Annotated in this window: 23 protein-coding genes; 8 read left to right on the plus strand and 15 right to left on the minus strand. The window is 71.0% G+C overall.

Translation table 11 applies throughout. The features are described from left to right. Positions 1–272 precede the first annotated feature (272 nt). Positions 273–1,415: a CaiB/BaiF CoA transferase family protein gene (locus FB384_RS19525; protein ID WP_183786137.1), complete on the minus strand. Its 1,143-nt coding sequence runs from the start codon at positions 1,413–1,415 to the stop codon at positions 273–275. Between the two features lie 28 nt (positions 1,416–1,443). Further along, on the minus strand, positions 1,444–2,601 hold the full coding sequence (locus FB384_RS19530; protein WP_183786139.1) for an acyl-CoA dehydrogenase family protein: 1,158 nt from the start codon (positions 2,599–2,601) through the stop codon (positions 1,444–1,446). A gap of 118 nt (positions 2,602–2,719) precedes the next feature. On the opposite strand from FB384_RS19530, the gene FB384_RS19535 reads away from it, so the two are divergent. Next, the gene (locus tag FB384_RS19535) at positions 2,720–3,364 is read left to right on the plus strand and encodes a TetR/AcrR family transcriptional regulator (protein WP_183786141.1); all 645 of its coding nucleotides are present in this window, start codon (positions 2,720–2,722) and stop codon (positions 3,362–3,364) included. A gap of 288 nt (positions 3,365–3,652) precedes the next feature. Beyond that, positions 3,653–5,275 (plus strand): succinic semialdehyde dehydrogenase, encoded by a 1,623-nt coding sequence (locus FB384_RS19540; RefSeq protein WP_183786143.1) that lies wholly within the window; start codon positions 3,653–3,655, stop codon positions 5,273–5,275. Positions 5,276–5,547: 272 nt separating this feature from the next. Here the strand turns inward: FB384_RS19540 and FB384_RS19545 are convergent, their stop codons facing one another. The 5 genes from FB384_RS19545 to FB384_RS19565 all read right to left on the minus strand — a co-directional run bounded on the left by FB384_RS19545 (position 5,548) and on the right by FB384_RS19565 (position 10,028). Next, positions 5,548–5,796 carry a DUF397 domain-containing protein gene (locus tag FB384_RS19545; protein WP_183786145.1) on the minus strand — a complete coding sequence of 83 codons (249 nt, stop codon included), beginning with the start codon at positions 5,794–5,796 and terminating at the stop codon, positions 5,548–5,550. Between the two features lie 22 nt (positions 5,797–5,818). Next, positions 5,819–6,679 (minus strand): helix-turn-helix domain-containing protein, encoded by an 861-nt coding sequence (locus FB384_RS19550; RefSeq protein ID WP_183786147.1) that lies wholly within the window; start codon positions 6,677–6,679, stop codon positions 5,819–5,821. Positions 6,680–6,899: 220 nt separating this feature from the next. After that, a complete protein-coding gene (gene tesB, locus FB384_RS19555; protein WP_183786149.1) occupies positions 6,900–7,802 on the minus strand; it encodes an acyl-CoA thioesterase II in 903 nt (300 codons plus the stop codon). Between the two features lie 47 nt (positions 7,803–7,849). Further along, positions 7,850–9,274, minus strand: coding sequence for a pyruvate kinase (gene pyk, locus FB384_RS19560; RefSeq protein ID WP_183786151.1), 1,425 nt, complete (start codon positions 9,272–9,274; stop codon positions 7,850–7,852). Positions 9,275–9,365: 91 nt separating this feature from the next. Beyond that, entirely contained in the window at positions 9,366–10,028 is a 663-nt protein-coding gene (locus FB384_RS19565) for a DUF2461 domain-containing protein (RefSeq protein WP_183786153.1), read from the minus strand. 418 nt (positions 10,029–10,446) lie between these two features. Between FB384_RS19565 and FB384_RS19570 the strand changes: the two genes are divergently transcribed. Further along, on the plus strand, positions 10,447–11,928 hold the full coding sequence (locus FB384_RS19570) for an NCS1 family nucleobase:cation symporter-1 (protein ID WP_183786156.1): 1,482 nt from the start codon (positions 10,447–10,449) through the stop codon (positions 11,926–11,928). A gap of 106 nt (positions 11,929–12,034) precedes the next feature. Further along, positions 12,035–12,766: an aspartate/glutamate racemase family protein gene (locus FB384_RS19575; RefSeq protein ID WP_183786158.1), complete on the plus strand. Its 732-nt coding sequence runs from the start codon at positions 12,035–12,037 to the stop codon at positions 12,764–12,766. A gap of 47 nt (positions 12,767–12,813) precedes the next feature. Here the strand turns inward: FB384_RS19575 and FB384_RS19580 are convergent, their stop codons facing one another. Both FB384_RS19580 and FB384_RS19585 read right to left on the minus strand, forming a co-directional pair. Further along, positions 12,814–13,503: a GntR family transcriptional regulator gene (locus FB384_RS19580; RefSeq protein WP_183786160.1), complete on the minus strand. Its 690-nt coding sequence runs from the start codon at positions 13,501–13,503 to the stop codon at positions 12,814–12,816. 180 nt (positions 13,504–13,683) lie between these two features. Next, the gene (locus FB384_RS19585; RefSeq protein ID WP_183786162.1) at positions 13,684–14,709 is read right to left on the minus strand and encodes a 6-phosphofructokinase; all 1,026 of its coding nucleotides are present in this window, start codon (positions 14,707–14,709) and stop codon (positions 13,684–13,686) included. Positions 14,710–14,876: 167 nt separating this feature from the next. Here FB384_RS19585 and FB384_RS19590 point away from each other — a divergent pair, with 167 nt between their 5' ends. Both FB384_RS19590 and FB384_RS19595 read left to right on the plus strand, forming a co-directional pair. Next, entirely contained in the window at positions 14,877–15,290 is a 414-nt protein-coding gene (locus FB384_RS19590) for a hypothetical protein (protein WP_183786164.1), read from the plus strand. 295 nt (positions 15,291–15,585) lie between these two features. Next, entirely contained in the window at positions 15,586–16,698 is a 1,113-nt protein-coding gene (locus FB384_RS19595) for a 3-deoxy-7-phosphoheptulonate synthase (protein WP_183786166.1), read from the plus strand. A gap of 58 nt (positions 16,699–16,756) precedes the next feature. On the opposite strand, the gene FB384_RS19600 is transcribed toward FB384_RS19595, so the two are convergent. After that, positions 16,757–17,257, minus strand: a complete 501-nt coding sequence (locus FB384_RS19600) for a polyadenylate-specific 3'-exoribonuclease AS (protein WP_183786168.1) — start codon at positions 17,255–17,257, stop codon at positions 16,757–16,759. A 145-nt stretch (positions 17,258–17,402) separates the two neighbouring features. Beyond that, on the minus strand, positions 17,403–18,182 hold the full coding sequence (locus tag FB384_RS19605) for a lysophospholipid acyltransferase family protein (protein ID WP_183786413.1): 780 nt from the start codon (positions 18,180–18,182) through the stop codon (positions 17,403–17,405). Between the two features lie 229 nt (positions 18,183–18,411). On the opposite strand from FB384_RS19605, the gene FB384_RS19610 reads away from it, so the two are divergent. Continuing rightward, positions 18,412–18,651, plus strand: a complete 240-nt coding sequence (locus FB384_RS19610; RefSeq protein WP_183786170.1) for a hypothetical protein — start codon at positions 18,412–18,414, stop codon at positions 18,649–18,651. Next, complete coding sequence (locus tag FB384_RS19615; RefSeq protein WP_183786172.1) at positions 18,648–19,241, plus strand: hypothetical protein; 594 nt, start codon at positions 18,648–18,650, stop codon at positions 19,239–19,241. The genes FB384_RS19610 and FB384_RS19615 overlap by 4 nt, the downstream gene beginning before the upstream one ends. 22 nt (positions 19,242–19,263) lie before the next feature. Here FB384_RS19615 and FB384_RS19620 read toward each other — a convergent pair whose 3' ends face one another. Genes FB384_RS19620 through FB384_RS19635 form a run of 4 tightly spaced genes read right to left on the minus strand, consistent with a single transcriptional unit; the run spans position 19,264 to position 22,974 of the window. Beyond that, complete coding sequence (locus FB384_RS19620; protein WP_183786174.1) at positions 19,264–20,154, minus strand: NUDIX domain-containing protein; 891 nt, start codon at positions 20,152–20,154, stop codon at positions 19,264–19,266. Between the two features lie 49 nt (positions 20,155–20,203). Then, a complete protein-coding gene (locus FB384_RS19625) occupies positions 20,204–21,142 on the minus strand; it encodes an ROK family protein (protein ID WP_183786414.1) in 939 nt (312 codons plus the stop codon). 18 nt (positions 21,143–21,160) lie between these two features. Then, on the minus strand, positions 21,161–21,805 hold the full coding sequence (locus FB384_RS19630; RefSeq protein WP_228726486.1) for a hypothetical protein: 645 nt from the start codon (positions 21,803–21,805) through the stop codon (positions 21,161–21,163). Further along, the gene (locus tag FB384_RS19635; RefSeq protein ID WP_183786176.1) at positions 21,802–22,974 is read right to left on the minus strand and encodes an ArsA family ATPase; all 1,173 of its coding nucleotides are present in this window, start codon (positions 22,972–22,974) and stop codon (positions 21,802–21,804) included. Before FB384_RS19635 ends, FB384_RS19630 begins: the two co-directional genes overlap by 4 nt. Between the last annotated feature and the right edge of the window lie 2 nt (positions 22,975–22,976).

Below are 22,976 nucleotides of genomic sequence, written 5' to 3' on the forward strand. Positions count from 1 at the left end.
GTGCCGAGGGCCGTACGCGGTGACGGCCCGATGAACGCCGGTGAACCAGGCCGCTCACGCGGCTCATTCAACATCATCGTCACCGGGCCGTGGGCCGCCTGACCGGTTCCCACACGAACGGCGGAAGCCGGTTACGGAACGCGCCCGTAGATGACACGTCCGGGTGGCACCCTAGAAGGGTGAGAACCCGGGCCGGCGGAGCGACACGCCGCGCCGTCACGGCTGCCACCGATGCCGGTCGCGTGCCCATGGCTGCGACCGGCACCCGCACCTCACGCGACGGCGCCGGCCTCCCGTAACGCGGCGATGGCGTCGCCGTCGTAGCCGAACTCGCCCAGCACCTCGGCCGTGTCCGCACCCGCCGGATGCGGCGCCTGCGGCTCCGGCGCCGGCGTGCGGCCGAACTTCGGCCCCGGCGCGGGCTGCACCATCCCGCCGACCTCTGCGAACGTCCCGCGGGCGACGTTGTGCGGGTGGTCGGCGGCTTCCTCCGGCGTGAGCACCGGCGTCAGGCACGCGTCGGTACCCGCGGCCTTGGCGACCAGCTCGTCGCGGGAGTACTTCCCGATCGCCTCGGCCAGGATCTCCCGGAGCTTCGGCCACTGCGACTGGTCCAGGTGCAGCGGCAGCGACTCGGCGTCGAGTTCGAGCACCTCCACCAGCGCGGCCCAGAACCGCATCTCGATCGCGCCGACGGCCACGTACCGGCCGTCGGCGCAGGCGTAGGTGTCGTAGAACGGCGCGCCCCCGTCGAGGAGGTTCGCGCCCCGCTCCCCACTCCACGCACCGGCCGCCTTCATGCCGTACAGCTGCGTGGTCAGCAGCGCCGACCCGTCGACCATCGACGCGTCGACGACCTGCCCCACACCGGAGGACATGCGTTCGTAGAGCGCCGCGAGCACACCCATCGCGAGGTACAGCCCGCCGCCACCGAAATCGCCGAGATAGTTCACCGGCGCCACCGGCTTGTCGCCTGCCCTGCCGATGGTGGACAGGGCGCCGGAGAGCCCGATGTAGTTGATGTCGTGCCCCGCGACCGGCGCGAGCGGGCCGTCCTGGCCCCAGCCGGTGATGCGCCCGTACACCAGGCGCGGGTTCCGCGCGTGCACCTGCTCCGGCCCCAGTCCCATGCGCTCGGCGACGCCGGGCCGGAACCCTTCGATGAGCACGTCGGCCCGCTCCGCCAGCGACAGCACCACCTCGACGCCGTCCGGCGTCTTGGTGTCGACGCCGATCGTGCGGCGACTCCGCGTGAGCGGGTCGTTCGGAATACCGAGCACGTCCGCCCCCGGACTCGCCCGGTCCACGCGCACGACGTCGGCGCCGAGGTCGGCCAGCATCGTGGCCGCGAACGGAGCCGGTGCGAGACCGGCCAGTTCGATCACGGTCAGCCCGCCGAGAGGTCCAGCGTTCATGGATGTCACCTTTCCGCCGCGGGCCGGCTCACAGCGTCCTGGAGATGATGTCCTTCATGATCTCGCTGGTCCCACCGAAGATCCGCGAGATGCGCATGTCGGCCCAGGCGCGCGCGACGGGGTACTCCATCATGTAGCCGTAGCCGCCGAACAGCTGTACGCAGTCGTCGATGACGCGGTTGGCCCGCTCGGTGGTCCACAGCTTCGCCATGGCGGCGCCCTGCACGTCGAGGTCGCCGCGCAGATGCCGTTCGATGCACTGGTCGAGGAAGGCGCGGGACACCGCTACCTCGGTGGCCGCGTCGGCCAGGGTGAACTTGGTGTTCTGGAACTTCGACAGCGGCCTGCCGAACGCCTCGCGTTCGTGGGTGTAGGCGATGGTCTGGTCCACCGCCGCCTCCATCCCGGCCACCGCGGTGACGGCGATCAGCAGCCGTTCCTGCGGCAGCTGCTGCATCAGCTGGAAGAAGCCCAGGCCCTCCTGGTCCCCGAGCAGATTGGCGACGGGCACCCGGACGTCGTCGAAGAACAGCTCGGCCGTGTCCTGCCCCTTCAGACCGATCTTGTCGAGCACGCGGCCGCGGCGGAACCCCGCCGCCGACGTCGGAACGGCGATCAGCGACATGCCCTTGGCCCCGGCGTCGGGATCGGGATCGGTCTTGCACGCCACCACGACGAAGTCGGCCATCGCGCCGTTGGTGATGAACGTCTTGGCACCGTTGATGACGTACTCGTCACCGTCTCGCACCGCGCGCGTCGTGATGCCCTGCAGGTCCGATCCGGTGCCCGGTTCGGTCATGGCGATCGCGCCGATCCACTCGCCGCTCGCGAGTTTGGGAAGCCACTCACGCTTCTTCTCCTCGGCCGCGTAGGCGAGCAGGTAGTGGGCCACGATCCCGTTGTGCACGGACACGCCCCACGCGCTGTCACCGCTGCGGGCCTGCTCCTCGTAGAGCACCGTCTCGTGCGCGAAGCTGCCGCCACCGCCGCCGTACTCCTCGGGGACGGACAGGCACAGCAGACCGATCTCGCCCGCTTTGGTCCAGACCTCCCGGTCGATCTGCTTGTTCTCGATCCACCGGTCCTGATGCGGGGTGAGCTCCTTCTGGCAGAACGACCGCGCCATCTCGCGGAAGTCGTCGAGCTCCTCGGTCAGCCACGGGCTCCTGGGCAGTTGCAGCGGCACGGCGGGCCTCCTTGATCACCTGGCACTGGGGTGGAAAACATTCCGCATGGAATGTAAGTTCCGATCGGAATCTACAACCACCGTCCCAGCCGGTAAAGGGGGCACAGGTGATGCGCTCATGACAACGACGCCACCGACACCGCCGTCGTCCTCGCGCACGCCCTCGTCCGCGCGGGCACACCGCACCCAGGCGGAGCGGCGCGCACAGACCCGCGCGGCCCTGCTCGACGCCACCATCGAATGCCTGGTGGAGCTGGGGTATCCACGCACCTCGATGCAGGAGATATGCGCGCGCGCCGGAGTCTCGAAAGGCGCGTTCCAGCACCACTTCGCCTCCAAGTCCGATCTCATGGCCTCGGCGGTGGAACACCTGACGACCAGGCTGCAGCGCAGGCGTGCACCGGAGGCCAAGGAACTGCCCGAGGGGCCGGACCGCATCGCCGCCGCGATCGACCTGCTGTGGGACTCCTACTCCGGAACCCTCGCCACGGCCGCGATGGAACTCTGGATCGCCGCACGCACCGACCCCGAACTGCGCAGCGCGATCCGGCCGGTCGACCGCGCACTGGGCCGGTCGACCCTGGAACTGCTCACGGGGTTGTCGGGCGACCTGCCCGAGGAGCGGATGCAGACACTGTTCTGGCTCACGGTGAACCTGACCCGGGGCCTGGCCCTCGACGCCGAGCTCGGCGGTGATCCGCGCCGCCGGGAGCAGCTGCTCGCCGAGTGGAAGCGCATCGCGACGCTGCACTTCGGCGAATGACTCTGCGGTGAATGACGCCGCACTCCGGTGAGTGCCGCGCTTCGGTGAGTGCCGCGCTTCGGTGAGTGCTGCGCTTCGGTGAGTGCTGCGCTTCGGTGAAGAAGGCCCCGCCGCGGATCTGCCTCCCTGCGGCGCCCGAGCTCGGCCACTGCGGGGCACCCCGGTGGCGCCACGGTGTCGTCGCGGGTGAACGCGCCCGCGACGACGCGCCCGCAGCCTTGCGGGGATTGCATTCGGCGGTAAGGTATTACTCGCGAGTAACAGTTTTTTGGCTCCCCGGAGGCTCCCGTGACCAGCACCGTGCCGAACACGCCCAGCCACCCCGGCTCCACGGCCGGCCCCGCTGACCCTGTCGGCGGGGTGTCCGGAGCGCCTGCCCGGCGGCGTGCCGAGCAGCTCACCCACCGGGTCGCCGCCGGCATGGACGCAGCACCGGTGACGATGTCCGCTCCGTTCACCGGTCAGCCGATCACCCCGCTGCCACAGGCGGCCGACGCCGAGGTCCGGCAGGTGTTCACCCGGGCACGCGAGGTGCAGCCGTCCTGGGCCGAATGGCCCGCGCGGGAGCGCCAGCGCGTGCTGCTGCGGCTGGCCGATCTGGTTTTGGCCCACCAGGACGAGGTTCTCGACCTGGTGCAGGTCGAAGCGGGCAAGGCGAGGATCGACGCCTTCGACGAGGTGAGCGCGACCGCCCTGGTCGCCTCGTACTACGGAAAGCACAGCGCGCGGCTGCTCGCCCCACGCCGGGCCGCGGGTGCGCTGCCGCTGCTGACGAAGGCCAGCGAGGTCCGCCACCCCAAGGGCGTCGTCGGGGTCGTCTCGCCGTGGAACTATCCGCTCGCGCTGACGGCGATGGACGTACTGCCTGCCCTGGCCGCGGGCAACGCGATCGTGCAGAAGCCCGACAACCAGACGGCGCTGTCGGCGCTGTGGCTGCACGAGCTCGCCGAGCAGGCCGGGCTGCCCGCCGACGTCTGGCAGATCGTGCTGGGACGCGGATCGGCCATCGGCGACGCGATCGTCGAGGAATCGGACTACGTGTGCTTCACCGGCTCGACGCCCACGGGCAAACGGCTGGCCGGGCAGATCGCCGAGCGGCTCACCGGCTATTCCCTGGAACTCGGCGGCAAGAATCCGATGGTCGTGCTGCCGGACGCCGACGTCCGTAAAGCCGCCGCCGGTGCCGTCACCGCGTGTTTCTCGTCGGCGGGCCAGCTGTGCGTGTCGGTCGAGCGGATCTACGTGCACGAGAGCATCCACGACGAATTCGTCCGCGCACTGGCCGAACGGACCGGGGGGCTCACACTCGGTGCAGGCCTCGACTACCACGCCGGCATGGGCTCGCTCACCTCCCAGGACCAGCTGACCACAGTGGCAGCACACGTGGACGACGCCCGCGCGGCCGGAGCGACCGTCGTCACGGGCGGGGCGCCGAGGCCGGACCTGGGCCCCCTGTTCTACGAGCCGACAGTGCTCACCGGCGTCACCGAGCAGGCGAAGCTGTTCCGCGAGGAGACGTTCGGCCCGGTCGTGGCCGTGTACTCCTACTCGGACGTCGACGAGGCGGTCGCACGCGCCAACGACACCGAGTTCGGCCTCAACGCGAGCGTGTGGACCCGTGACGCCCGCCGCGGCGAGGAGGTCGCCCGGCGGATCAAGGCCGGCACCGTCAACGTCAACGAGGGCTACGCCGCCACGTTCGGCACCGTCGGGGTGCCGATGGGCGGGATGAAGGAGTCCGGCGTCGGCAGGCGCAACAGCGCCGAAGGGCTGCTCAAGTACACCGAGGCCCAGGCGGTGGCCGTGCAACGCGGCCTGCGGCTCCGCCCGTTCCGCGGAATGCCGCCGCGCCTGTGGGCCAAGGTCATGTCGGCCGGTATCGCGGCGCTGCGGCGACTCCCCCGCCGCTGACGCTCGCCCCTGCCGGGCCGAGGGCCACCGGCTCGGCAGGGCGCGCCGCCCGCGTCAGCCGGCTTCTCCCAACAGTCCGCGGTCGTATGCGGCGGCCACAGCCTCGGCCCCGCGACGCACGCCGGTTCATGATGCGGGACTGCCTCGTTCACGGGTGACTGTGAACGAGACGATCGCCGCAAGGCCGGACCCGCGGCATCGGGCGATCACGTCGCTCGCGCCTGCCGCGGGCCCTTACCCGCCGCCTTACGCGGCCCGCAGCGGGTAAGGGATCAAGGACGGTCGAGTACGCCGCTGCGCGCGGCCGTCAACAGCACGTCCCATTCGGACGCCGTCATCCGCAGCATGCCGCCCGCGGGATTCTTCGAGTCCCGCACCGCCGTTCCGCCGGGGGTGAACGCCACTTCGACGCAGTCGTTGCCGCCACCGCTGTAGCTGCTCTTGCGCCATGCGAGCGCGCCGGGCTCGATCCCGTGCGAGCTGTCCGACACGCTGCAGTGGGAGGACGGGGCGCTGGCCATGTGTTCTCCTTGTCGATCCGTTTCAGTTGTCGTGTTTCTCGAACCGCCGCGCGGCGGCCTCGATCATGTCCAGCGAATCATCGGGCTTGGCGGCCGCAGCGCGCAAATGGTCGAACATGAGCGCATAGCGATGCACTTCGGCGCTGTCCTCGAGATACAGCCCGCCATTCGTGCTGTCGACGTAGACGACGTCCTGATCGGCCTGTTCCGGAAATCCGAGAATGAGAAACGGGCCCTCCATTCCCGGATGGGCACCACCGTCGAACGGAACGACCTGAATCGTCGCGTGTGGCAACGCCGCGACGTCGAGCATGCGCCACAGCTGTTCGGCCATGACCTCCACGCCGCCGACGGCCCGATGCAGCACGGCCTCGTCCATCACGGCCCAGTACTCGGGCGGATGTGCGTCCTGCAGTAACGCCTGCCGTTCCATCCGCGCCTCGACCCGGCGATCGACCTCGCTCTCGGTGGCGTCGGGCCGCATCGCTCGGATCACCGCACGAGCGTACCTGCGCGTCTGCAGTAGGCCCGGTACGAGCAGCGCCTGGTACGCCCGCAGCGAGGCGGCGTCCGCCTCGAGCCCGACGAACGTGCCGGTGAAGACCTCGTTGTAGGCGTGCCACCAGCCGCGTTTGCGTGCCTCCCGCGCCAGCTGCACCAGCGCGTCGGCGTCTTCCCCCGTGACGCCGTACAGCCCCAGCATGTCGCGCGCATCCCGCGGGGTGACCCCGACGTGGCCGGTCTCGACCCGGCTCACCTTGGATGCGGAGCATTCCAGCCGTTCGGCCACGTCGTCGATCGTCAACTCCGCGGCCTCCCGCAGCCTGCGCAGTTCTCCGGCCAGCCTGCGGCGGCGCACGGTCGGGCCCTGACCACGCGTCATCGCTCACCTCCACTCGTGCCGCGCCCCATCTAACCACCGAGCGCGCCGAAAAGAAGGTGCCGGTGAATCACGTCGGCACTCCGTGTTCGCGACCATTCCGAGAACTGCAAATTGCATTTCCGCGAAATGTCGACCGGTAGCACCGCAGTCCACGCGGACACCACGCGCGAAAACACTCGAGCCGCGCGCCGGCCGGGTCACCACATGCGCGGCGCGTGGACTAGAGGACGCGGACCAGGCCTTCCTGGACGACGGTCGCGATGTGGCCGCCGTCGTGGGCGAAGAACCGGCCCGTGGCCAGACCGCGCGCCCCGGAGGCGGTCGGCGAGGTGCTGTCGTAGAGGAACCATTCGTCGGCCCGGAACGGGCGGTGGAACCACAGTGCGTGGTCGAGACTGGCTCCGAGCACCCGGTCGAACTCCCAGTACACGTCGTGTTCGGCGAGCACGGAGTCCAGCAGCGTGAGGTCCGAGGCGTAGGTCAGCACGCAGACGTGCAGCAGCGGGTCGTCCGGGAGCACGCCGTCGGCCTTCATCCACACCCGGTTGCGGCCTTCCCAGTCGCCGGTCTCGCGGGTCACCCACGGCGGCTGGTTGACGTACCGCATGTCCAGCGGCCGCGGGCCGGCACGCAGGGCGAGCGTGTCGGCGTACGGGGCGACGCGCTCGGCGAGCGTCGGCAGCGTCTCGGGAGCCGGCACGTCCGGCATCTCCCCCGAGTGCTCCACGCCGTCCTCGGCCAGCTGGAACGACGCCGACAGCGTGAAGATCGCCTTGCCGTGCTGGACCGCCACGACCCGCCGCGTGGTGAAGGACCGACCGTCTCGGACCCGGTCGACCTCGTACACGATCGGCACGGCCGGATCGCCGCCGCGGATGAAGTAGGCGTGCAGCGAGTGCACGTGACGCTCGGCAGGCACCGTGCGGCCTGCGGCGACGAGAGCCTGCCCTGCGACCTGCCCGCCGAACACGCGGGTCGGCGAGTTCGGCGGGCTCACCCCGCGGAAGATGTTCTCCTCGATCTTCTCGAGGTCGAGGAGATTCACCAACCGGTCCAGCACCGGCTGCCCACCGCCCGAGTCGTCGCCGGGTTCCGATGCCGCCGCGCGCGCCAGTTCCGTCATGGCCCGATTCTTTCACCGCCGCGGCGGAGCGACCGGGCGGACACACCTCAGGCGTGGTCGTCCTCACCGAGCCGGTGAACGCGGATGAGATTGGTCGAACCGACCGTTCCCGGCGGCGAACCGGCGACGATGACCACCAGGTCGCCCGGCTGATACCGGCCCGTCTCGATCATCGCCCGGTCGCACTGCTGGATCATCCGGTCCGTCGAGTCAGCCTTCGGCACGAGCTGCGTGTGGGTGCCCCACGTCAGCGCGAGCTGACTGCGCACGCTCTCCAGCGGCGTGAACGCCAGCAGTGGCAACCGGGTGTGCAGTCGCGCGAGCCTGCGCATCGTGTCGCCCGACTGGGTGAACGCCACGAGCGCCTTCGCATTGAGCCGCTCGCCGATGTCGCGCGCCGCGTAGGAGATGACACCCCGCTTGGTGCGCGGCACGTGCGACAGCGGGGGCACCGCGGGTAGGTCGGATTCGACGGCCTCGACGATGCGCGACATGGTCTGCACCGTCTCGATCGGGTACCGGCCCACGCTCGTCTCTCCGGAGAGCATCACCGCGTCGGCGCCGTCGAGCACCGCGTTCGCGACGTCCGAGGCCTCGGCTCGGGTCGGCCGGGAGTTGCCGATCATGGAGTCCAGCATCTGTGTCGCGACGATGACCGGCTTGGCGTTCTCCCGCGCGATCTGGATGGCGCGTTTCTGCACCAGCGGCACCTGTTCGAGCGGCAGTTCCACGCCGAGATCGCCGCGCGCCACCATCAGACCGTCGAAGGCCAGCACGACCGCCTCGAGGTTGTAGACCGCCTCGGGCTTCTCCAACTTGGCGATCACCGGCACACGGCCCTTGCCGACCCGGTCCATCACCTGGTGGACGAGGTCGATGTCGGCGGGCGAACGGACGAACGACAGCGCGATGAAGTCGACGCCCAGCTCGAGGGCGAACTCCAGGTCCTCGACGTCCTTGTCGGACAGCGCCGGCACCGACACGTTCATGCCCGGCAGCGACACGCCCTTGTTGTTGCTGACCGTGCCGCCCTCGGTCACGGTGCACACCACATCCGACCCGTCGACCTCGTCGACCGTCAGCCCGACCTTGCCGTCGTCGACCAGCAGCCGGTCGCCCTGCTTGGCGTCCTCGGCCAGCCCCTTGTACGTCGTGGACACGCGGTCGTGGGTACCGACCACGTCCTCGACGGTGATGCGGACCGTGTCGCCGGTGCGCCATTCGACAGGGCCGCTGGCGAACGTGCCGAGTCGGATCTTCGGACCCTGCAGATCGGCGAGGATGCCGACGGCCCGGCCGGTCTCGGCCGCGGCGGAACGGACGAGGTTGTAGACCTGCTTGTGGTCGTCGTGGTCGCCGTGGCTGAAATTCATCCGGGCGACGTCCATCCCCGATTCGACGAGGTCTCGGACCTTCTCCGCCGTCGCCGTTGCGGGGCCCAGGGTGCATACGATCTTCGCTCGTCGGCTCACGCCTGCACAGCCTAGACGGTCGTCGCCGTCGCGTCTTGACCGATCCGGTCTCCGCGCGCCACACCGAGCGGTGTGCCCGATCACACCCCGGTCAGCGGCGTGGTTGTGCACTCACACCGACGTGATCACGAGCCCACTCGTTCAGCGCCCGCACCTGCCGCCACGCGCGGCGCACCCGGTCGAGACACTCCGGTTCGTGGAGCGTGTCGTCGGGCTCCCACGTGTGGATCGCGTACAGCCTCCGATGCCGCAGCAGGTCGAGGCGGGGATGGTCGGCCGGCACGCCACGCGGGCGGGTCTTGAGGGTCTCCCCCGCGATCTGCCACCCCTGGTCGCGCAGATCGTCGAGGATGCGCTCGAGGGCACGGCCGTGTACGTCGGTGTCGACCGCTTGCCGGAACCGGGCGAGCTGGTCGGACGCGAGGTGGAAACACCCGCCACCCGCCCGCAGACCGGCGGGCCCGACCTCGACGTAGCAGGCACCCCCGCCGCGGCCCGCTTCGATCACCCCGCCGCAGTGGGTCTTGTAGGGCGTCTTGTCGTTAGCGAACCGCACGTCGCGGTACGGGCGGAACACCTTGGGCTCACCCAGGTCGGAGAACTCGTCGGCCAGTTCGGCGAGCAGCGCCTCCATCGGCCCGCGCACGTCGCGGCGGTAGATCTCGACATTGGCGTTCCAGTACGGCTTCGAGTTGTCGGCCACCAGGCCGTCGTAGAAGTCGATCGCGTACTCGCCGAATCCCGTGAACCCCACGGCGCCGAACCTAGATCATGCCGGCCGAGCGGGTCGCCGGCCCCGGCCGTGCCCGCCACGGGCCCCGCTCACCTCGCGCCCACCGACCGAGGCGCTATCGGTGCCGGCTGATCAGCGACGGAAGGCCGCCCATCGCACGCCCGCACCCAGCCTTGACGTGGATTGACGGCGTGACTAGCGTGCCTCACGCACGTCGAAAGTATACTTTCGCATAACGGAATAAACGCCACAACAGCGTCAAAACACAACAGCGTCATAACGTCGTGGCGCTACCCGCTACTCGCAGCAGCACCGCCTACCCGACCTCGGATCCGCCAGGAGCGAGCGGCCTTCTTCCGTCCGCGGGCCACTGCCCCCGGCAGTGGCCGCCGAAACGAGCGGACCGACCACTGCCCAGCGGAAACTTGGAGGCTGGTCAATGACGACCACGGACGAGCAGCCGACTGCGGAATCCCGAGGAGCCGCCAGCTCCCGCCTGTACAGTTACGACCTCGCCCCGACGAAGCGCGAAGGACGCCGTTGGGGCGCCTACAACGTCTTCACGCTCTGGGCCAACGATGCGCACAGCCTCGGGAACTACACCTTCGCGATCGGCCTGTTCGCGATCGGACTCAACGTGTGGGGCATCCTCGTAGCCTTCGCGCTCGCGTCCGCCTTCCTGTTCCTGCTTCTCAACCTGTCCGGATACATGGGACACAAGACCGGCGTGCCGTTTCCCGTCATGAGCCGGATCGCCTTCGGGATCAAGGGCGCGCAGATACCGGCGGCCGTCCGCGGGTTGGTCGCCATCGCGTGGTTCGGTATCCAGACGTACCTCGCGTCGAGCGTGCTCAGCACACTGCTCGTGGCCATGTTCCCCTCGATGCAGGTGCTGGAGAACCAGTCGGTACTGGGATTGTCGCTGCTGGGCTGGATCACCTTCCTCGCCCTCTGGGTCGTTCAGGTCGTCATCGTCAGTTACGGCATGCACGTGATCCGCCAGTACATGGCGATCGCGGCTCCGACAACGCTCATCACGATGTGCGGCCTGGCGATCTGGTTGTTCATCGAAGCGGGCGGATCCATGTCGTTGTCCACAGCGGACCCGTTGACCGGTGGCGCGATGTGGCTGCAGGTCCTGGAGGGCGCCGCTCTCTGGGTCGTGATCTACGGCACGTTCGTGCTGAACTTCTGCGACTTCACGCGCTCGGCCAAGAGCCGCCGCTCGATCGTCCGCGGAAACCTTGTCGGGATCCCGGTGAACATGCTGTTCTTCGCGGTCATCGTCGTCGTGCTCAGTGGGGCGCAGTTCGAGCTGAACGGACGCGTGATCACCAGCCCCACCGACATCGTCCAGACGATCCCCAACATGTTCCTGCTGGCCGCGGCCTCCATCGCGCTCATCGTCCTCACGATCGCGGTGAATCTGCTGGCCAACTTCGTGGCGCCCATCTACACGCTCGTCAACCTCTTCCCACGACAGCTCAACTTCCGCCGAGCGGGCATCGTCAGCGCACTCATCGGCCTGGCCATCCTGCCGTGGAACCTCTACAACAGCCCCGTCGTGGTGAACTACTTCCTCGGTGGGCTCGGCGCACTGCTCGGCCCTCTCTTCGGCGTCATCATGGCCGACTACTGGGTGTTGCGCAGGACCCGCGTGAACGTGCCGGACCTCTACACCGAGGATGCGCAGGGCGAATACCACTACCGGCGCGGCTACAACCCCAAGGCGGTGTGGGCCTTCGTCCCGGCGGCGGCGATCGCCGTCGTGCTGGCGCTGGTGCCTGCCTTCGGTGCCGTCTCCGGCTTCTCCTGGTTCATCGGGGCGCTGCTCGGTGCGGCCTTCTACGTCGTCATCGGCGAGCGCAAGTCCGAGGCGCACGATGTGGACGGCGAGTCCATCGCCGTGACCTCCGAATAGACCACCAGCCGCACGATCCACCGGACCACCGCCCGCAGGCGCAGTTGCGGGGCAACCTCCCCGCGCAGCACGGACGAACTCAGCGAACCCAGAGGGAACAACAGCGATGCGCATTCTCGTCGTCAACGTCAACACCACGACCTCGATCACCGAATCGATCGGCAAACAGGCCGAGGCTGCCGCATCCGCAGACACCGAGATCGTTGGGTTGACGCCGTCCTTCGGCGCGGAGTCGGTCGAAGGAAACTACGAGAGCCACCTCGCTGCGATCGCCGTGATGGAACGGGTCCGGGCCTATCCCGAGCCGTTCGACGCCATCATCCAGGCCGGTTACGGCGAGCACGGCCGGGAGGGACTGCAGGAACTGTTCGACGTCCCCGTCGTCGACATCACCGAGGCGGCCGCGAGCACCGCCCAGTTCCTCGGCCGCACCTATTCGGTCGTGACCAGCCTGGACCGCACCGTCCCCTTGATCGAGGACCGGCTCACCCTCGCCGGCCTCAGCTCCCGGTGCGCCTCGGTGCGTGCCAGTGGGATGGCCGTGTTGGACCTCGAACGCGACCCGCAGGCCGCCGTCGACGCCATCGCCGAACAGGCGGTGAGTGCGGTACGCGACGACCGGGCGGAGGTCATCTGTTTGGGGTGCGGCGGCATGTCGGGGCTCGCCGAACGCGTCGTGGAACGCACCGGGGCTCCCGTGGTCGACGGGGTGACTGCGGCGGTCACGATCGCCGAGTCCCTCGTGCGCCTCCAGCTGAAGACATCGAAGGTCCGCACGTACGCATCGCGGCGCAGCAAGAACATGACCGACTGGCCGCCACCGCAGCCGAAGGCGTGATGTGCGCGTGTGTCAGGCCCGGGCGCCGACGCAGCCGGCGGTACAGCTCATGCCCCGCTGGGTTCCGGTGCGCTCAGCGCCCCGTCGACAAGGTGGTCGAGCACCATGCGCCGACTGGAGCGGACGTGCCGCAGAGCGACCTCGGCAGCGGCCTCGGCATCCTCGCGAACGATGGCGGCGTGCAACTCCTCGTGCTCTCGGCACACGCGTTCCGGCTCGAGGTTCAACCGGAACAACCACGCCAACCGGCCGTGCAACGGTTCCAGCATCGACATCAGCAGTTCGTTGCCCGCCAGCGCGACGAGCTCGTCGTGGAACGCCGCGTTGGCCCGGAACATCTCCTCGGTCTCCCCCGCTCGCAGCGCCGCGCGGGCCTGCTCGGCGAGCTCGCCCATGCGCCCTGCTCGCCGCGAGCCAGCCTGTTCGACCGCCCGCCGCGCCGCGAGCACTTCGAGCGCTTCCCGCACGTCGAAGAGCTCTTCCAGCTCACGCCGATTCAGGCTGCGGACGAACACACCACCCCGCCGAGGGAGCACCTCGAGCAGTCCCTCGCTCTGCAGCATGCGAATCGCCTCGCGCACCGGAACCCGTGAGATGCCGAGCTCAGCGGCGAGGTCGTGCTCGAGCAGGCGGTCACCCGGCCGCAGTTCTCCCTCGGCGATGCGCGCGTGCAGGATGTCGCGCACCTGCTCGCGCAACGGGGCACGCGAATCCGTACGGAGCTTCCCAGCGGACACGGCTCCTCCTCGTCGCTCGCCCCGACGCGGGGGCGCCCGGTCCGGGCACACCGCGGTATCAGCTGCGGGTGATTCTCGGTGCTGCCCAGCGTAGATCAGGATTCGACGGCCCCTCGACCACCGTGCGACCGCAACCGGCGCCCAACCGGGCCGAACCGGCCGCGGGAGGAATCCTCGCGATCAGCCGAAGAAGACCTCGGCCTCGGCGTAGCGCTCGGCGGGCACCGTCTTCAGCTCGGCGGTGGCCTCGGCGAGCGGCACGCGGACGATGTCCGTGCCACGCAGGGCCGTCATCGTCCCGAAGTCCCCGTCGGCGACCGCGTCCACGGCGTGCAGGCCGAATCGCGTGGCGAGCACGCGGTCGTAGGCGGTCGGCGTGCCGCCGCGCTGGGTGTGGCCGAGGACGACCGCGCGCGATTCCTTGCCGGTCCGCCGCGCGAGCTCGTCGGCGAGCCACTGGCCCACTCCGCCGAGCCGCACGTGTCCGAACGCATCCTTCTCGCCGGTCTGGAGCACCTCGGCCCCACCGTCGGGCTGCGCCCCCTCGGAGACCACGACGATCGGTGCGTACTCGCGTTCGAACCGCGACTGGACCCAGCCCGACACCTGCTCGATCGAGAACGGCCGTTCCGGCACGAGGATGACGCTCGCCCCGCCCGCAATGCCGGAGTGCAGCGCGATCCACCCGGCGTGCCTGCCCATCACCTCGACGACCAGGGCCCGGTGGTGCGATTCCGCCGTGGTGTGGAGCCGGTCGATCGCCTCGGTGGCGATGTGCACCGCGGTGTCGAAGCCGAACGTGTAATCGGTGGCGCCGAGGTCGTTGTCGATCGTCTTCGGGACGCCGACCACGTTCACGCCTTCCCGGCACAGCCGTTCCGCCACGCCGAGCGTGTCCTCGCCACCGATGGCGATCAGCGCGTCGACGTGCTCGGCGGCCAGGACCTCCAGGATCCGCTCCGTCCCGCCGCCCTCGGCGTACGGATTGGTACGCGACGAGCCCAGGATCGTGCCGCCGCGGGTGAGGATCGGTTCGACGTCGTCGGGACTGAGCGGGCGCAATGATCCGGTGAGCGGGCCGTGCCAGCCGTTGCGGAATCCGACGACGTCCCAGCCCCGTTCACCGATGCCCTTCAGGGTCACCGCGCGGATCACCGCGTTCAGCCCGGGACAGTCGCCGCCACCGGTCAGGACACCCACGCGCATCGAGTTCCACCCTCCGCAGTTCGCACGTCACTGTGTGCGCCCAGGATAGACACACATCACTGGATCGGTGCAGCGGACGGCGGGAGTCGGCGGGGCGTGCGCGGCGGATTCGGCTGCTCACCGCGGCGGCGGATAACAGACGCGGCTTCCGTGTCGATCTTTCCGACATGCCGGATTCTTCGCGCGCGGGACATCTGCCCGGCCTTGCGGGCCCACCCGGCGGCCCGGTCGAGCGGCGCGCGACAGGACGTGCGGCGACAGCCGCCGTCATGCTCGTACTCACCCCGCTGCACGGTCTCGCCCTCCTGGCTGCCCTGCTGGCCATGGAATCGTGGGACGGGAGCGGACGGGGCGTGCCGTTCCGCGCCTGCACGGCTGACTCGGTCTCGTGCTCCGGCCCGAACCTTCCGATGATCGCCGGCGGGATCCTCGTCGTCCTCTCCTGCGTGGCCGTCGCCGTCCACGCGGGAATGCGCACGGGACGACTGCCCCCGCGGTGGCGGCACCGCGGCTTCCTGGCGTGCATCGCCGCCCCGGCCGCCGCGCTGGGAGACACCGTCGCCGCCCTCCTGCTCTGGTGATCGGATCGCGCCGGCCACGCATGACCCCATCGGAGTAGACACTGGCCTCAGCGGAGTAGACAGCGGCCCATCGGAATCGACAAGGCCCCCATCGGCTTAGACAAAGGTCACTGGACCGATGAAGCTAGGTAAGCCTCTGCTACGGTCCAGGGCATGCAGCGCTATTACTGGTTTACCTGGCCGGCCCGGAGTGGGCCGGTCGGCGTGACCGTGCGCTGACCCACAACCACTTCGAGCCGGACGACGAGCCGGCTCGGTGTTGCCCGGGGCGGCTTGCGGAAAGGAAGTCACCCCGATGGCCACTCTGCCGACCACGGAATCCCCCGATCCCACCGCGGCATCCCCTGCGGGCACCCGCCTGGACGATCACCGCATCACCCATGTCAGCCCGCTGATGTCGCCCGCGCTGCTGCGCCAGGAACACCCCGTCGACGACACCGTCGCCCGCACCGTCACCGCGGGCCGCGAGGCCGCCGTGGACATCCTGTCCGGCCGCGACGACCGGCTGCTGGTCGTCGCCGGACCGTGCTCGGTCCACGACCCCGAGGCCGCACTCGACTACGCCCGGAAGCTCGCGGCCCACGCCGAGAAGGTCCGCGGCGAGCTGCACATCGTGATGCGCGTGTACTTCGAGAAGCCCCGCACCACACTCGGGTGGAAGGGCCTGATCAACGATCCCGACCTCGACGGCCGCTTCGCCGTCAACAAGGGCCTGCGCCTCGCGCGCCAGTTGCTGCTCGACGTCTCCGCGCTCGGCCTTCCGGTCGGCTGCGAGTTCCTCGACCCGATCATTCCGCAGTACATCGCCGACATCGTGACGTGGGGTTCCATCGGCGCGCGCACCGCGGCCAGCCAGGTGCACCGCCAGCTCTGCAGCGGACTGTCGATGCCGGTGGGGATCAAGAACTCCACGGAAGGCGACGTGCAGGTCGCGGTCGACGCCACCCGCGCCGCCGCGGGGAGCCACGTCTTCCCCGGAATCACCACCGACGGCGTGTCCGCGCTGCTGACCACGGCGGGCAACGAGGACTGCCACGTCATCCTCCGCGGCGGCAGCGCGGGCCCGAACCACGACTCCGGCACGGTCGCCGACACGCTTGCCCGGTTGCGAAAGGCGGACCTGCCCGAACGCGTCGTCGTGGACGCCAGCCACGGCAACAGCGGTAAGGACCACGTCCGCCAGGCCGGGGTCGTGACGGAGCTGGCCGAACGCATCGGCGCGGGCGAGCCCGGGATCTCCGGCCTCATGCTGGAGAGCTTCCTCGCCGACGGCAGGCAGGATCTCACCCTCGGGCGCGCGGCGGACCTGGACTACGGCCGCAGCATCACCGACGCGTGTCTGGACTGGACCACGACGGCGTCGCTGCTCGACGACCTCGCCGCGGCGGTACGCGCCCGCCGGGGCTGACGGTCCCGCGCGGCCGAGCTGGCCGACCGGGCGCGGCGGAATCGCCTGCCGCGCCCGGTCAGTCGGTGAACCCGGCGCTCCGGCGCACCTGTTCGATGATCTTCCATCGCTCCAGGTTGTGCTGCGCGTCGGCGAGCGCGTCGTGGGCGTCGGCCGGCTGTTTGGGCAACGCGGGCTTGCCGACGTCCTCCCAGCGCTGGCGCAGGTCCCGGGTGAACCGGGGCAGCTGCCGCGGCAGCTTCGGCATCGCACCCCACAGCTGGGCCAGTGCGACGTGGTCGTAGGCGGCGTACCAGGCCCACAGTTCGATGCCGTCCGACGGCTTGCCGAAGAACTCGAGCAGGTCCTCGCGGATCCGTTCGCGACTGCGCCAGGCCTTGTCGGCGGGCGACGGCAGCTTGTCGAGCACGTTGTCGCGCACCCACTTGCCCGCCTTGGCCGGGTCGAACTCGGTCGAGACCGCGTAGAAGCTGCGTCCGGATTCGTCCACCACACCGATCGACACCAGGTCGATGGTCACGCCGTCCTCGATGAATTCGGTGTCGTAGAAGAATCGCACCGCAGCACCGTAACGGGCGCCCCGCCGGAGCGTGTGGGCCGGTCCGGCGGTACCCGTGACCGTACCGCGGTCCGCCCGCCCGTGGCCGCCCGCACGCGTGCAACCCGCCCGTCCACCCCGTCGCACAGGCGCGGGCTTCGAGTACTCAGCCCGCGCGACTCTCCGGCATCCGGGACGAGGCCACATCGGCCCCGGACCGGCCGACCCCACCGACCTCGCCGGCCTGCGGCTGCAGCGGCACCGCCGCCTCGCCGAGGTCCTCCTTGGCCTTGGCGGCGTAGACGTCGACGTACTCCTGGCCGGACAGTTCCATGAGCGCGTACATGATCTCGTCGGCGATCGACCGCTCCACGAACCGGTCACCGGCGAGCCCCTCGTAACGCGAGAAGTCGAGCGGCCTGCCGAAGCGGATCTCGAGCCGCCGCGGCCACCACATCTTCGAGCCGATGGGGTTGACCTTGTCGGTGCCGATCATGGCGACGGGGATCACAGGCGCCTGCGCCTCGAGCGCGATGCGCGCGACGCCGGTCTTGCCCTTGTACAACCGTCCGTCGGGCGAGCGGGTGCCCTCCGGGTAGATCCCGAGCAGCCGCCCCTCGTCGAGCAGCCGGACGGCCGTGTCGAGCGCGGCCTGCGCCGCCGAGGCGCCCGAGCGGTCGATCGGGAACTGGCCGGAGGCGGTGAAGAACCACTTCTTGAGCCGCCCCTTGATGCCGGGCGCAGTGAAGTACTCCTGCTTGGCGGGGAACGTCACCCGCCGGGACACGTACACCGGCATGAAGAACGAGTCGGCCACGGCGAGGTGGTTGCTCGCGATGATGGCGCCGCCCTCGGCCGGGATGTTCTCCGTGCCGGTGACCTTCGTCGGCCACAGCAGCCGCAGCAGCGGACCGAGCAACACGTGTTTGAGCAGCCGATACAGCACCGGGCCGCGCCTCCTCATCTCCGCACCCAACCGAAGCGATCACAGTACGAACGCCGTGTGCACCGCCACAACAGCGGGACCGCAACCACCATGTATCTCACACCGGACACCGCTGCGGCGAGGCGTCGGCCTCCCCTCCCACGGGGAGAGCCGACGCTTCGCGCCCGCACGCCGCGCCGCCGTGCGACGATGACACCCGATCACCCGTGCAGAGGGAGGGACCTGCGGCATGCCCGTGCTCGCCGGCTCCGAGCCGTTCCGGCACACCGGGAACAGTCGAACCGGGGTGTCGCGGTGCCGCGGTGTCGCCCGCGGCGCGACCGACGGCGTCGGTACCGATCCGGCATGGGTCGCCGACATCGTCTTGCACAACGGCTTCCGCGTCGCCACCCTCGGTGGCGACGCGCCGCTTCTCTTCGAACGCGGCACCGCGTTCGCGGCCGCGGTCAGGCAGGTGGGGACCAAGTGAGCAGACCAGGCTCCGACGGACCGGAGAACGTCGACGCGACGTTCGAGGAGATCGTCGCGGATCTCCGTGCGCAGGGTTTCGACGAGCACGCGTTCGATCCGCAGGGCTTCGACGAACCCGGCGGCGACCACCGTGACGACCGGGGCGGGGCCGCGGGCGATCGCGGCGGCGCGCTGGCGGAGCGCCCCGGACCGGGTCCTGCCGACGACCGCGACGACGACCGTGACGACGACGGCGGCCCGGCCGGGACCGCCCCGGGCTCGCGCGGTGACGGGTGGCGGGACAGCCCGATCGCCTGGGACGAGACGATGTTCGGCCCGGCGCCCGGCGGCGACGAGGATCCCGACGACCACTTCGTCCCGCCCGAACCGCCGCCGCTGCCGAAGCCGCGCAAGGGCGCGGTGGTCGTACTGGTGCTGCTGGTCCTCGGAATGCTGCTGTTGATCGCCCCGTCGCTCGTCGGCCTGTCCGGAGGGGTGGCCACGCCGCTCGGCATGCTCGCGCTCGCGGCGGGACTCGCGCTGCTGCTGTTGCGCGTCAGGCAGGGCCCGCCGGACGGAGCCGACCCGACCAACGGTGCCCAGGTCTGACCCATCGTCGTGGGCGGGCTCCTCACTCGGGCGTGCAGGCGTCGAGCAGTCGCCACAGCGCGTCCGGGGCCATGGTCGCCGTGGCACCGGCGCCGAGACTCCCCCGCCGCCGGTCGTCGGCCGTGACCGCGACGAGATGATCGCCGGGCCCGGCGGCCCGCGCGCGACGGACGACCGCCGGGAACCCGCCGTCACCGGTGCCGCCTGCGTCCACCAGCTCGACACCGGCACCGGAGCCGCCCGCCGCCGGGCCGTCGCCGACCAGCACCACGTGCGGCCACCACGTCCAATGCGCAGCTCCGGCCACGTCGCCCAGGCCCAGATCGCCCGCGGCCACGCCGACGCCGGCGAGTACCGTCAGCCGGTCGCGCAGCCGCGGCACCGCTCCGGCCTCGCCACCCGGCCGGCCGGGGCGCGCGCCGAGCACGGTGTCGGCGTCGACCAACAGCACGAGCCGCCGGTCGAGCTGACCGCGAAGCTCCGGCCAGGCCGCGGCGAACCCGCTGTGCAGCGGATAGTCGGCGACGTCAGCGGGCGATACCCAGCGCAGGGCCGTGCTCTCGGCGTTGGTCACACGCGGCTGCGCCGCGTCACCGACCGCCGTCGCGAGGACCGTGGTGTACCGCCAGCTGCCGTGTTCGTCGGCGCGCTGGGCGAGCACCCGGAAGGCCTCGCCGGACACGGCCGTCTCCTCCTCGGTCTCCCTGGCCGCTGCCTGGGCAGACGTCTCCTGCGGCTGCACCGCGCCGCCCGGCAGCGCCCACGGGCCGCCTTCGTGCGTCCAGTCGGCGCGGTGCTGCAGCAGCACTCCGCGACGCGGATCGCTCAGCAGCAGCCCGGCGGCTCCGAACAGCCCCCAGTGCCGCCGTCCGCAGTCGCAGCTGACGAATCCGTCCCCGTTGCCGACCAGCATCGTTCGAATCTAGCGTGTCCGGCCCGCGACACGCCCGTGGCCGACAGGATCAGACCACTCCCCGGCCGCTCTCGGCCGCGAGCGTGGCGGCGCCGACGATGGCGGCCTCGTCGCCCAGTTGCGCCGTCCGGATCCGTGCGTGCGGACGGTGTTTCCCGCCCGTCACCGCGCGCAGGTACGTCTCCCGCGCGTCGTCGAGGAACAGCGGCGCCGACGCCGATACGCCCCCGCCGATGACCACGACTTCCGGGTCGTAGACGTCGGCCACGAGCGCCAGGCCTTCCCCGAGCCACCGGGCGAGCTCGGCCATGGCTCTGCGCGCGAGGGGGTCACCGTCCCGCGCGGCCCCGGCAACACGGCGGCCCGTCACGGCGCCCGGGTCCCCGGCGGCCTCCCGCGCCAGCACCGTCGAGTGCTCGGGCCGGGTCGCCAGCAGTTCGATCGCCGTGGCGGCCAGGGCCGTGCCGCTGCAGTACCGCTCCCAGCAGCCGGACTTGCCGCACGGGCACTGCCGTCCGCCCGGCACGAGGCACAGATGGCCCAGCTCGGGCGCCACGCCGTGCGCGCCGCGGAACAGTTCACCGCCGAGCAGCAGGCCGGCGCCGATACCGGTGCCGAGCGCGACGAACACGCCCACCGACGCGCCCCGCGCCGCTCCGAAGCGATACTCGGCGAACGTCGCCGCGTTGGCGTCGTGTTCGAGGGTCACCGGCAGTCCCAGCCGGGCACTCATGTGCTCGGCCACCGTGGCGGTCCGCCACGGCAGGTGCGGGGCGAACATCACCGACGTGCGATCGCTCCCGACGAATCCGGCGACGGCCAGGCCCACGGCGGCCACCTCGTGCCTGCTCCGCAGGTCTGCCACGACACCGGCGATCGCCTCCTCGAGGGCCGTCTCGTCGCGCGGGGTACCGGTGCGCGCGGTGTCGAGCACGTCGCCGGTCCCGTCGACGACCCCGGCACGGATGCTCGTGCCGCCGACGTCGATTCCGATCGCGGCCACGGGCTACTCCCCCGGTTCCCAACTCTCACGCGGGCGTACGGGCACCCGCTGAACCCGACGCGACGAGCCTGCGGGCCCGCTCCCGCCGGAACCGCGGCCGGGCCGCTCGGCGAACACCGACGCCGGTGTGGCGGTGAAGCCCGCCGGGGCGGGCCCCGGCCGGGACGACGGACGGTAGCCGGGCATGTGCACCCCCTCGTCCGGCTGCCACCGGTCGGCGAGCACGGCGCGGAGCAGCGCGATGAGCGCAGCGGCCTGGTCGAGCACGCGCACCGCGATCTCCGGCGTCTCACCCCGCACGATCGCGATGACGGCGCAGAGCGGGCACCACGAACACGCCGATGCCCGGTCGCCGTCACCCTCCGCCGCGGCGTCGGCCCCGGAACCGGCCGGCGAGCCGGGGTGCGCGGCGCTCTCGTGCGAGCCCGGCTGCGAGGCGCCGCCCCACGGGGTCTGCGCCTCGCACGAGCCCGGATCACCCTGGCCGTGTCCCGCGGCGAACACGCTCCGCAGCCACGGCTCGGCCCGCTCGGTGACGAGGTCGACCAGCAGCCGGATCTCCTCGGCCAGCCGCGCGCCGTCGGCCGTGGGCCCGGCCCCGGCTCCCGGTTCCCCCGCGCGGCCCGCGGGCCCGTCGGTGCCGCTCATTCCGCTCCCTCCAGGTGCACGAGCACGCCGCGGGGATCGGATTCGGCATCCGTGATCCGGCAGGCGCGCAGTGGTTCCGGCAGCGCGATCAGCCTGCGCACACCGTCGACCGTGATCGCGAGATCGTCGTCGACCCGCGCCAGGTCGACGACGCTGTCCCGGGCGAGCGGCACTGCCACCCGGAGCCGATAGCCGTCGCCGGCTTCGAACATCTGCAACAGCGGGCCGCCGGCCTCCGTCGGTGCGGAGCCGTCGGCCGTCGAGCCCTGCCCGAGCGGGTCCGACGTGCCGTACAGCTCGGTGGCGATCTCCCGCAGCGCGGCCACCCCGACCGGTTCGTCGGCGCGGTACTCGACCGAGCGCAACCGCTCCGCGGCCTCGCCCAGCCCGGAACGGGCCAGCTCCGCCAGCACCTCGTCCTGTTGCCGGCGGCGCTGCCGTACCCATGCGGCGGCTGCGCCGCGCCACCAGCCCGGCGAGGGCATCACGCGGTTCGCGATCATCCCGTCGACGCGGATGCCGCGCAAGGCGAGCGAGGTCAGCGTCCGCCGCGTCTCGGCGACGACGACCCGCTCGGGCGTGAACACCAGCCGCACGCTCGTGCGCACAGGGTCGGTCAGCAGGTCCCGCAGCGACCGGGTGTGGTCCGCCAGCCGGGCCATCGACCGCGCCAGCCCGGACCGCTTGGCCACAGGACCCGCCATACGCCTCAGATACCCCGACACGGCCTCGGGCAGCGCCAACAGGCGCAACGTCTCGGCCGTCGGGCCGCAGTCGACGACGACGGCGTCCCACTGCCGCGTCCCGGCGAGCCGCTGCACCTCGCCGAGTGCCAGCAGCTCGTCGACCCCGGGAACGACGCTCAGCTCCTCGGCGGCGAGCCCGTCCAGTCCGCCGCCGCGCACCAGCGCCGCCTGCAGCTGCTCGCGCACGCCGTCCCACGCGCCGTCGGCCAGAGCGCGGACGTCGAGCTGCGCGCCGTACAACCCGTCGGCCACCGCCGCCGGCTCGTGCCCGAGCGGCACCGCGAACGCATCGGCCAGCGAATGTGCCGGGTCGGTCGACACGACCAGTGTCGCGGCCCCGCGGTCCGCCAGTGCGGCACCGGTCGCGGCAGCCAGCGTCGTCTTGCCGACACCGCCCTTCCCGGTCAGCAGCAGCAGTCGCACGC

Source organism: Prauserella sediminis (genome assembly GCF_014195435.1).
Taxonomy (GTDB): Bacteria; Actinomycetota; Actinomycetes; order Mycobacteriales; family Pseudonocardiaceae; genus Prauserella; species Prauserella salsuginis.

Coding starts and splice junctions, on each gene's coding strand:
- FB384_RS19630 (WP_228726486.1), bottom strand. CDS start 21,805: ATGAGCGGCACCGACGGGCCCGCGGGCCGCGCGGGGGAACCGGGAGCC.
- FB384_RS19570 (WP_183786156.1), top strand. CDS start 10,447: ATGACGACCACGGACGAGCAGCCGACTGCGGAATCCCGAGGAGCCGCC.
- FB384_RS19575 (WP_183786158.1), top strand. CDS start 12,035: ATGCGCATTCTCGTCGTCAACGTCAACACCACGACCTCGATCACCGAA.
- FB384_RS19610 (WP_183786170.1), top strand. CDS start 18,412: ATGCCCGTGCTCGCCGGCTCCGAGCCGTTCCGGCACACCGGGAACAGT.
- FB384_RS19620 (WP_183786174.1), bottom strand. CDS start 20,154: ATGCTGGTCGGCAACGGGGACGGATTCGTCAGCTGCGACTGCGGACGG.
- FB384_RS19545 (WP_183786145.1), bottom strand. CDS start 5,796: ATGGCCAGCGCCCCGTCCTCCCACTGCAGCGTGTCGGACAGCTCGCAC.
- FB384_RS19525 (WP_183786137.1), bottom strand. CDS start 1,415: ATGAACGCTGGACCTCTCGGCGGGCTGACCGTGATCGAACTGGCCGGT.
- FB384_RS19585 (WP_183786162.1), bottom strand. CDS start 14,709: ATGCGCGTGGGTGTCCTGACCGGTGGCGGCGACTGTCCCGGGCTGAAC.
- FB384_RS19595 (WP_183786166.1), top strand. CDS start 15,586: ATGGCCACTCTGCCGACCACGGAATCCCCCGATCCCACCGCGGCATCC.
- FB384_RS19550 (WP_183786147.1), bottom strand. CDS start 6,679: ATGACGCGTGGTCAGGGCCCGACCGTGCGCCGCCGCAGGCTGGCCGGA.
- tesB (WP_183786149.1), bottom strand. CDS start 7,802: ATGACGGAACTGGCGCGCGCGGCGGCATCGGAACCCGGCGACGACTCG.
- FB384_RS19590 (WP_183786164.1), top strand. CDS start 14,877: ATGCCGGATTCTTCGCGCGCGGGACATCTGCCCGGCCTTGCGGGCCCA.
- FB384_RS19535 (WP_183786141.1), top strand. CDS start 2,720: ATGACAACGACGCCACCGACACCGCCGTCGTCCTCGCGCACGCCCTCG.